A 454-nucleotide genomic window follows, 5' to 3' on the forward strand; every position below is an offset into this window, starting at 1 on the left:
ACTGTGTTGAATTGTACTGTGAGCCTAATGGAGAGTTTCCACACAATCCAGAACCTTTAAAAGAGCATTTAACAGCCATTTCAGAGTTGGTGGTAAAGGAGCAAGCCGCATTAGGAATAGTAGTTGATCCAGATGTAGATAGGTTGGCATTGGTTTGCGAAGATGGATCAATGTTTGGAGAAGAATATACTTTAGTGGCTTGTGCAGACTATGTTTTAAGTAAAACCAAAGGAAGTACCGTTTCCAATTTATCATCATCAAGAGCTTTAAGAGATGTTACCGAGAAGCATGGGGAGAAATATCAGGCAAGTGCAGTAGGCGAGGTTAATGTAGTTGAGTTGATGAAAGCAACCAATGCGGTGATAGGAGGAGAAGGCAATGGAGGAATTATTTACCCAGCCTCACACTATGGGAGAGATTCGTTGGTAGGAATTGCCTTGTTTTTATCACATTT

1 pseudogene is annotated in these 454 nt (G+C 40.7%); it reads left to right on the forward strand.

What is annotated here, in order from left to right:
- Positions 1 to 454 (forward strand): annotated as a pseudogene (locus Q0714_RS14175) (phosphoglucosamine mutase); the annotation flags it as partial.

The organism is uncultured Lutibacter sp., from assembly GCF_947493565.1.
GTDB lineage: Bacteria > Bacteroidota > Bacteroidia > Flavobacteriales > Flavobacteriaceae > Lutibacter > Lutibacter aestuarii.